Source organism: Pseudomonas tehranensis, from assembly GCF_014268615.1.
Classification (GTDB): Bacteria; Pseudomonadota; Gammaproteobacteria; order Pseudomonadales; family Pseudomonadaceae; genus Aquipseudomonas; species Aquipseudomonas tehranensis.
In genome coordinates, this window is the sequence record NZ_JABWQV010000219.1 from 1 (window position 1) to 8472 (window position 8472).

Here is an 8472-nt window from a genome sequence, read left to right on the forward strand (position 1 = left end):
CCCGTGGCGAGGGAGCTTGCTCCCGCTGGCGTGCGTAGCGCGCCCAAAAGGACTGAGCTCAATTCGCCGAATGCTCAGTGATTGGAGGTTTTTTGGGGCTGCTGCGCAGCCCAGCGGGAGCAAGCTCCCTCGCCACGGTGGATCGGGCCCACCTTGAGTGAATGGTTTCTTCATCGATATGCACGTTTATGCAAAACAGCATTTGTCTTCTACGAAAAGAACAAGCACTATGCGCGTTATGCAAAAACGCAACGTTTCTACCGTATTAAGAGCATTGCTCGATCAGCACGGGATCTCCCCCACGGAGCTTCACCGGCGTACCGGCGTGCCTCAGTCCACCCTCTCGCGGATTCTGAGCGGCAAGATCGTCGATCCTTCGGATAAACACATCTCGAAGATCGCCGAATACTTCGCCGTGAGCACCGACCAGTTGCGCGGGCGCGCGGACCTTTCGTCCGCGGGCAATAGCCGTCGCGACGAGCCGCATTCCGAACTCAAGGACATAAGCCTTTGGGACGACGAAACACCCGTCGAGGACGACGAGGTGTCGGTCCCTTTTCTGCGTGAGGTTGAATTGGCTGCTGGATCAGGAAGATTCGTCATTGAGGAAAGCGAGCGCTCAAGCCTGCGCTTCGGCAAGCGCAGCCTGCGGCATAACGGCGTACAGTTCGACCAGGCCAAATGCGTGACCGTTCGCGGCAACAGCATGCTGCCGGTGCTGCGCGACGGCGCCACGGTCGGGGTGAACGCAGGTAAATGCGGGATTGGCGACATCGTGGACGGCGACCTCTACGCCATCAATCACAACGGCCAACTGCGAGTGAAGCAGCTTTATCGTCTGCCCACCGGCATCCGCCTGCGCAGCTTCAACCGCGACGAGCACCCGGATGAGGACTACACCTTCCAGGAAATGCAGGATGAGCAAATCGTCATCCTCGGCCACGTCTTCTGGTGGGGCATGTACGCCCGTTAACCCTCTCGCTGTCAGATAAAACCCGCCACCGTGCGGGTTTTTTTTCGCCTCTGAAAATCGCCCACCCCCCGTATTCATTGAACGCCGATGCGTTGATGCATGAGTCATGCATAAATAAATGCATTTACGCATTGACTGTATATGCATCCATGCATATTCTGTGTCCAAGCCGCTCGACAAAGCGGCTGGCAACAAAGCTCTTTAGTTTCACCAACAGGCAGCGATGAACCGGCCTTAACGGTTCAGAGGGTTGGCAACTGACCCGGGTGTGCAGCGTAAAGCACCAGAAGCAGTTATCCGGCGGGCAGGGACCGCGGTCGGAAAAACAATTTGAATGGATCCGTACCGCGCCAGTCGCGCCGAAAGATCAACTTCCTTCTGGCCACCGGCCAGGGAAGGCGAAGGACCGCATTACTGAAAGGCCCGGTTCACCCCGGGCTTTTTGGAATGCCTACCTCAAGAGACATCGTTTGAACCCAATACACACCTTTCATCTATCACCCCCAGGAGGCGTGACATGACAAACGAGCAACAAGCGTTGCTGGACATGCCGATCTGGCTGGTCATCGTGCTCGCCCTGGTGGGCGGGGTGTCCGGCGAGATGTGGCGTGCCGACAAAGAGGGCGCCCGCGGCTGGTCGCTGTTGCGCCGCCTGGCCTTGCGCTCCGGCGCCTGCATGGTCTGCGGCGTCTCGGCAATCATGCTGCTGTATGCCCTTGGCCTGTCGATCTGGAGCGCCGGCGCCCTGGGCTGTTTGACCGCCATGGCCGGTGCCGATGTGGCCATCGGTCTTTATGAACGATGGGTTGCCAAGCGCATTGGCGTTTGCGAAGTGCCGCCGCGTGATTCTCGCCATGACCAACAGTGAGCGGCGACTGATCCTCGCGTCGCCATAAAAACAGGAGGCCATCAATGCCCATCATCGAAAAACCTTCGCAGCTGTTTATCGCCATCGCCGAAACCCTGCGTACCACTGTTCCCGGTTTGCGGGCCGGCACGCTCCAGGATTTCGACGGTGTTGGCGATCAACCCTGGGTGTTGATCGCTTTTGAGCGGGATGCGCCGGGCAACCGGGCCAACGATGGACGTATCGCGCATGACCTGACGGTTTCCATGCAGGTCGTGTTGCCCGGTACAGCGTTGGCGGCCTGCGATCTGGCCAGTGAGTTGAAACACCTGGTCGTCAATAACCGCTGGAATCTGCCGGGCGATCAATGCGACCTGCCCATGAACATCGAAGGCATCGCATCCACGTTCACCCACGAAGCTCGGGCTTACAACGCCTGGACCCTTTCATTTACCCAAACCCTCTACCTCGGCCCGACGCTGCTGGAGGACCCGTTGGGCATCCCGAAATTCGCCCGGACCTGGGAAGTGTCGGACATCGACGACCCGGCTCAATACACCGCACTCGAGGACTGACCCATGTTTGATGCGCTGTTGCGGATGCATCTGGGGCCGCTCATCGAGCGTTTGGCCGAGATGGAAACCGAGCTGGAGGACCTGCACCGACGCGCCGACAGTTTCTGTCGCATCGGTGTTTGTCAGGAGGTCGACGCGGCCAGCAACACCTGCAAGGTCAGCCATGGCGAGTTGTTGACCCCGGCGATCCGTTTTTTCAATCCCAGTGCTGGCGAACAGAGCGAGTCGCGCATCCCCTCGGTGGGCGAGCAGTGTTTGCTGCTCAACCATGGCGGCGGTGAGAGCGGTGGGCAGTCGGTGGCCTTGTTCGGCCTCAACGGCGGTCAGTTTCCACCCGTCTCGACACAGGCTTCGCTGACGCGTCGTCTCTATCAGGACGGTTCGGAAAACGGCTACGACCACGCCAGTCATGTCCTGCATTGGAAAAATGGCCCGGCGGCGTTCGCCGGTTCCCGTGAGTCCCTCGACTTAAGCATTGGCCCGGCGAGGCTGGTAATGACGCCGCAGGCCATCGAATTGCAACTGGGCGCCGTCGGCCTGCGGCTCGACGCGTCCGGTGTGCACCTGAGCGGCCCGGTAGTGGACCACCAGGGGCGCGTCATCAGTACCGCATAAGAGATTTCCTCATGATTGGAATCGATCGAAATACCGGCGCCACGGTCGACGACTGGCTGCAGTTCGTGCAGCGCGCCACTCGAGCATTGACCACGCCGTTGGGCACTCGGCAAAAGCGCCCTTTATATGGCTGCGCCCTCACGCAATTGCTCGGGCAGAACCTCGGCGATGACGTGCTGATTCTTGCCCAGAGCCACGCAGCCCAAGCGTTCTACAACCCGGACAATGGCATCGGCGACTTCGAGCCGCAGGTCATTGTCGCCACCCGACAGGGCGCCGGCTTGTTGTTGCGCTTCGCCGGCACCTGGAAAAACCGCAAACAGACTTTCGAGGTGGTGACATGAGCATGTTGATACCCGGCCAGAACCAGTTGGCCGAACCGGCAATCGTCACTGTCGAAGCGTTCGAGGACCTGCTCGCCGAATTCAAAACCTTCGTGGTCGAGTACGTCGGCGCTCGCTCTCCCGAGAGCGCGGCCAAGCTTGTGGACAGCCTGGAAAACGAAAGCGAATTGCTGACCCTGGCCCTGGAGGCGTTCTGCGTCCGGCTGCAAACCCACGAACGCAAATACAACGCCCGTATCAAGCAGATGCTGGCGTGGTGGGCCACAGGGACGAATCTGGATGCCCGCCTCGCGGACATGGGCCTTGAACGTCAGTTGCTTGATCCGGGCGATCCGGCGGCATTCCCACCTGTCGAGCCGATTTACGAAAGCGATGAGGACGCCCGCTTGCGCTACTACCTGGCGCCCCATGCCCCGGCGGCGGGCTCGCGCATGCAGTATCGGCGGGAGATTTTCACCTTGGGTGAGCGGCCGCTGGTGAAGGTGGAAAACGCCACGACGGGTGTAATGACGGTCACTTACACCTTCAACCCGGATGGCTATGCGGCGCAGGTCAAGGACGGTAACGGACGCCGCACCGCGCCGGGTGAAGTCACGGTCACGGTACTGTCCCGCGAGGGCGATGGCACGCCGTCGCAGACGCTGCTCGACGGTGTTCGCCAGCACTTCGCCCGGCCTGATGTGCGACCGGAGACGGATCTGGTCATCGTCCAGCCCGCGCAAATCAAACCCTACAAAATCCGCGTTCTGGCGAAGATCCACGCCGGCCCGGATTCGGGGTTGACCAAGGTTGCTGCCGAGCAGCAGTTGCAGGCGTACGCCGAGGCTTGTCATCACTTGGAAGGCCGAGTGGACCCGAGCTGGATCGACTACACGCTGCACAGCGCCGGTGCGGTTCAGCTGCAGATTCTCGAACCGCTCGAGCCGATTGTGACGACGGCTTTTCAAGCCCCGTACTGCACGGGCGTCGAGGTCGAGGTGGATACGTTATGAGTGACGACACACCTCGCCCCAGCCTGCTGCCGGTCAACAGTTCGCCGCTGGAAAGAGCGCTCGATCTGGGTTTCGCCCGGTTGCTCGAACGCATTGATCCGCCGTTTCCCGAGTTGATGAACGCGAGCCAGACCCCGACCGCTTTCTTGCCTTATCTGGCGGCGGATCGCAGCGTCAGCGAGTGGGACGCGGCCGCCAACGACCTGGAAAAACGTTTGACGGTTTCGCTGTCCTGGCAGATCCAGCGCCAGGCCGGCACTCGCCAGGCCTTGAACCACGCTGTTGAGTCTCTGGGGTTCACGCCCCACGTCACTGCCTGGTACGAACAGCAGCCCAATGCCCATCCCTATTCCTTTGATGTGCAAGCCATCATCGGTCAAGGCTGGGCCAGTGGTGATCACAATCGCTTGATACAGCGAATCAATGCAGCCAAGAGCGAGCGCGACCAGGCCAGCATCACCGTCGTGCATCAAACGCGCGGCGGCCTGGCAGCGGCGGCAGTTTTGCACGGACCGCTGAGCGACGGTGAGCTGTTTTTGTGCGGGGTGTTACCGGTACTCGATCTCGGCGCGCGGCTTACCAGCATTGGGGTTTCCCAACGCTACACCATTAACGATTACGACCTCAGGGCGCAGCCATGACAGAAGACATTACGCGCTTGGTTCGCTTCACTTCCGCCGGTTTGGATGAAGTGTTGCAGGCAAAAAACCAAGGCTTGAAAGGAGAGATCACTCACATCGGTGCTGGCACCGCTCGCTACGATCCCAATGGATCGGAAACCGTGCTGCGCGATGAACGACAGCGCGTGGCGATTGTGGATTATGAAGACCTCGATTCGGGGCAGCTAAGAATGGCTGCGTTGTTCGACGGTCCGGATGAGTACGAGATCGGCGAGTTCGGTTTTTATCTTTCCACCGGCACGCTGCTGGCGGTGTATTCGGTGTCGGGGAAGTTGCTGACATACAAAGCCGCAGCAGCGCGTGTATTACAAAAATTCACAGTGGATATTTCACCGCTACCGGAGCAAAGCGTCACGGTGGTCGTCGGGTCTGAAAACCTCAACATTCTGCTGAGCCAGGAAATCGCCGCGCTGGCGACGGCCAACATCGACAACATGGTGCGGCATGTTGGCCTGATGTTCCGGGTGATGACGCTTGAAGCCAATAAATCAACAGCACAAGGAGCTTGAACGTGAGTCTGGAAACCACTATCGCGTCACTGGTGACAGCGGCCAACAACTTGACCTCGGTGGTCAATGGAAAAATTGGCAGTATCAATACGACCATGGCTACGGCGTTGGCGCAGTTCAATGAGTGGCGAAGCCTGAAGGATGTGGAAGGGGATCCTGCAGCTCTTGGCACGATTCGTCGCAATGTTTTGCAGGGACATGTCTATGGAACTGGAAAGCCCCACGGCAGTATCGCACAGGGAGAGTTTGTCTCAACCGACCTAGGTGCTAGCACGAATGTGTACATGCACTTCATGGTGCCTTTGAATATCAACGTTAACTCGGAAATGTTCTGGTTCAATATCAAGGGTTACAGCTACGGTACCGCGAAAATAATCGACGAGACGCTGGTTGGATATTGTTATCAACCCACTCGGTCACTGCTGAATGTGTCGACTTTTGGGAACATGACGCCAGCGGTCTATGTTGATACCAACGGCAATATCGTCATGCGGATTCTGATCCCCAGTATTTACTACACCACTGTGCGCATAGACACCATGCGCGTGGGCAATGGTCGGTTATTCAGTCTGGGCGACTTGAAAACCAAATTATCATTGGCCGATACCGTCGTTTTCAGTAAGGAATGAACATGTCTGATACATCCATCACCGACACTCTTGCACTTCCCCTCGCTGTGCCTTCGCGCGAAATCGAATGGGCGGCCATCCGTACACGCCGCAATCAGTTTCTGCGCGAAACGGATTTCACCCAATTGCAGGATTATCCGGCTACAGACGCCCAGCGGATCGAGGTTCAGGCATATCGCCAGGCCCTGCGTGATGTCCCCGAGCAAATCGGGGATCCGTCCAAACTGGTCTGGCCTGTACTTCCGGCCTTCATCAAGTAACCCCAACCGCGACAGCGGTTTTTTTTCGCCCGCAATAAGCACCGTGATGGGGCTTTTGTGTTTTTCGCATCTGGAGAATCCGTAGATGCCCTCTCGTAAGCAATACACCGTGCTGTTGCCATTTCCCTCCGGCGGCGGCCACTGGTCGAGCATCGGCCAGAAGCTCGAACTGCTGGACGTCGAGGCCAATGCCTTACGCAGTGCCGGTCGCCTTGAGCTGACCAGCGTCCTGGAGGCGCGCAAACAGACCAGCGACACGCAAGCCATCCCAACCACCCCGGCCAAAAAGGCCACAACCAAAAAGGCTGAATAACCATGGCTGAGGTTTTGAACTTCGAGCACAACGGCATCACCGTCAATGCCACTGAATCTCCCGAGGCCATGGGTGGCCTGGGTGATAACGTCATCGGTCTGGTCGGCACCGCGCCGAATGCCAATCCGCTGATTCCGAAAAACACCCCGTTCCGCATCAACAGCTTCACCACCCAGTCCCAACTGGACCCGACCGGTGCTGAGGCGGGGACGCTGTTTCAGGCGGTTTACCAGATTCTCAAAGTGGTCAAGGTGCCGGTCTATGTGGTCATTGTCGAAGAGGGCGCCACACCGGCTGACACGCTGAACAATGTCATCGGCGGCATCGAAGCCGAGACCGGTCGCAAGCTCGGTCTGGCGGCGTTGAGCGGGGTCGCTGAAGACCTGACCATCATTGGTGCGCCAGGCTTCACCGGCACCAAGGCGGTAGCGAGCGAGTTCGCCTCGTTTGGCAAGCGCATCAAGGCGCGTGTGGTGCTCGACGGCAAGGACGCCGCGGTTGCTGATCAGGTGACTTACAGCCAGGAACTGGGCGGCGCGGACCTGGGTTTCGACCGTTGCCTGGTGGTGCACAACATGCCGGCGGTGTACTCCAAGGCGGCGAAGAAAAACGTTTTCCTGGCGCCGTCGAGCCTGGCCATCGCCGCGCTCGCCAAGGTCAAGCAATGGGAGAGCCCGGGCAACCAGGTCACCTACGCTGAAGACGTCTCGCGCACCGTGGAATACAACATCCTCGACACCTCCACCGAGGGCGATCTGCTCAACCGCTACGGCGTTTGCTATTACGCCCGGACCATTCTCGGCGGCTTCTCGCTGCTGGGTAACCGTTCCGTCACCGGCAAGTTCATCAGCTACGTCGGCCTAGAAGATGCCATCAGCCGCAAGCTGGTCAAAGCCGGCCAGAAGGCCATGGCCAAGAACCTGACCAAATCCTTCATGGACCAGGAGGTCAAGCGCATCAACGACTGGCTGCAAACCCTGGTCGCCGACGAAACCATCCCCGGCGGCAGCGTGTACCTGCATCCGGAACTGAACAGTGTCGAGAAGTACAAGAACGGCACCTGGTACGTGGTCATCGACTACGGTCGCTACGCGCCGAACGAACACATGATTTATCAACTCAACGCCCGCGATGAAATCATCGAGCAGTTCCTGGAGGATGTTCTCTAATGTTTACCAACCGCGTAAGACAGGCCATCGCGGCCACCCTGCAAGGCCTGCCGTTGTCGGCGACCGTGGAAGAGTTCTCCCCGCCGAAGATCGAATTCGACATGGAAGCGATGACCGGCGGGCGCTTCATCGCCGAAGAAATGGCCAAGAGCGGCAAGGTGCTGAACGCTACCCTCGTGCTGCAAGGGGCCGGGCCGGAGATCATGCTCGCCTTGGGCGTGCAATTGGGCGATGACATTCTGCTGAACGTGCGTGAAGCCGGCCAGGATCAGGATGGCAACACCTGGTTCACCTACCACACCGTCGGCGGCAAGCTCAAATCCCTGGAAGAGGCCAAGCTGAAGATGGGCGACAAACCCACCACGACACTTGAGCTGGCCTGCCGCACCTACAACCGTCTGGAAAATGGCGTCCCGGTGATCGACATCGACGTGCGTACTCAGAAGTTCGTGCTCAACGGCGTCGACATCCTCGGCGATGCCCGCCGTGCGGTGCTGCTGCCCTAAAACAAGTGCCTGGCAACTGGACACAGTCCGGTGGGAGCGAGCCTGCTCGCGATAGCGGCG

At 59.1% G+C, this 8472-nt stretch carries 13 protein-coding genes; all 13 read left to right on the forward strand.

All coding sequences use genetic code 11. The annotated features are described in order from the left end of the window. Positions 1-238 precede the first annotated feature (238 nt). The 13 genes from HU811_RS21990 (at position 239) to HU811_RS22050 (ending at position 8412) form a co-directional block, all read left to right on the forward strand. Positions 239-973 carry a LexA family transcriptional regulator gene (locus HU811_RS21990; RefSeq protein WP_186658091.1) on the forward strand — a complete coding sequence of 245 codons (735 nt, stop codon included), beginning with the start codon at positions 239-241 and terminating at the stop codon, positions 971-973. A 517-nt stretch (positions 974-1490) separates the two neighbouring features. After that, the gene (locus HU811_RS21995) at positions 1491-1841 is read left to right on the forward strand and encodes a phage holin family protein (protein ID WP_092401143.1); all 351 of its coding nucleotides are present in this window, start codon (positions 1491-1493) and stop codon (positions 1839-1841) included. Between the two features lie 44 nt (positions 1842-1885). Then, positions 1886-2395 carry a hypothetical protein gene (locus HU811_RS22000; protein WP_186658076.1) on the forward strand — a complete coding sequence of 170 codons (510 nt, stop codon included), beginning with the start codon at positions 1886-1888 and terminating at the stop codon, positions 2393-2395. Positions 2396-2398: 3 nt separating this feature from the next. Beyond that, entirely contained in the window at positions 2399-3010 is a 612-nt protein-coding gene (locus tag HU811_RS22005; protein ID WP_092401137.1) for a phage baseplate assembly protein V, read from the forward strand. 11 nt (positions 3011-3021) lie between these two features. Beyond that, positions 3022-3354 carry a phage baseplate protein gene (locus tag HU811_RS22010; RefSeq protein WP_186658079.1) on the forward strand — a complete coding sequence of 111 codons (333 nt, stop codon included), beginning with the start codon at positions 3022-3024 and terminating at the stop codon, positions 3352-3354. After that, a complete protein-coding gene (locus tag HU811_RS22015; RefSeq protein WP_186658082.1) occupies positions 3351-4346 on the forward strand; it encodes a baseplate J/gp47 family protein in 996 nt (331 codons plus the stop codon). The genes HU811_RS22010 and HU811_RS22015 overlap by 4 nt, the downstream gene beginning before the upstream one ends. Then, positions 4343-4987: a phage tail protein I gene (locus tag HU811_RS22020; RefSeq protein WP_186658084.1), complete on the forward strand. Its 645-nt coding sequence runs from the start codon at positions 4343-4345 to the stop codon at positions 4985-4987. Before HU811_RS22015 ends, HU811_RS22020 begins: the two co-directional genes overlap by 4 nt. Then, positions 4984-5535 carry a hypothetical protein gene (locus HU811_RS22025; protein WP_186658087.1) on the forward strand — a complete coding sequence of 184 codons (552 nt, stop codon included), beginning with the start codon at positions 4984-4986 and terminating at the stop codon, positions 5533-5535. The genes HU811_RS22020 and HU811_RS22025 overlap by 4 nt, the downstream gene beginning before the upstream one ends. Before the next feature lie 2 nt (positions 5536-5537). Continuing rightward, positions 5538-6164: a hypothetical protein gene (locus HU811_RS22030; protein ID WP_186658088.1), complete on the forward strand. Its 627-nt coding sequence runs from the start codon at positions 5538-5540 to the stop codon at positions 6162-6164. A 2-nt stretch (positions 6165-6166) separates the two neighbouring features. Continuing rightward, on the forward strand, positions 6167-6424 hold the full coding sequence (locus tag HU811_RS22035; RefSeq protein ID WP_186658089.1) for a tail fiber assembly protein: 258 nt from the start codon (positions 6167-6169) through the stop codon (positions 6422-6424). Between the two features lie 85 nt (positions 6425-6509). Next, positions 6510-6737 carry a hypothetical protein gene (locus tag HU811_RS22040; RefSeq protein WP_186658090.1) on the forward strand — a complete coding sequence of 76 codons (228 nt, stop codon included), beginning with the start codon at positions 6510-6512 and terminating at the stop codon, positions 6735-6737. A gap of 2 nt (positions 6738-6739) precedes the next feature. Continuing rightward, on the forward strand, positions 6740-7906 hold the full coding sequence (locus tag HU811_RS22045; protein ID WP_092401116.1) for a phage tail sheath protein: 1167 nt from the start codon (positions 6740-6742) through the stop codon (positions 7904-7906). Beyond that, positions 7906-8412, forward strand: coding sequence for a phage major tail tube protein (locus tag HU811_RS22050; RefSeq protein WP_092454191.1), 507 nt, complete (start codon positions 7906-7908; stop codon positions 8410-8412). Before HU811_RS22045 ends, HU811_RS22050 begins: the two co-directional genes overlap by 1 nt. The last annotated feature ends 60 nt before the right edge of the window (positions 8413-8472 follow it).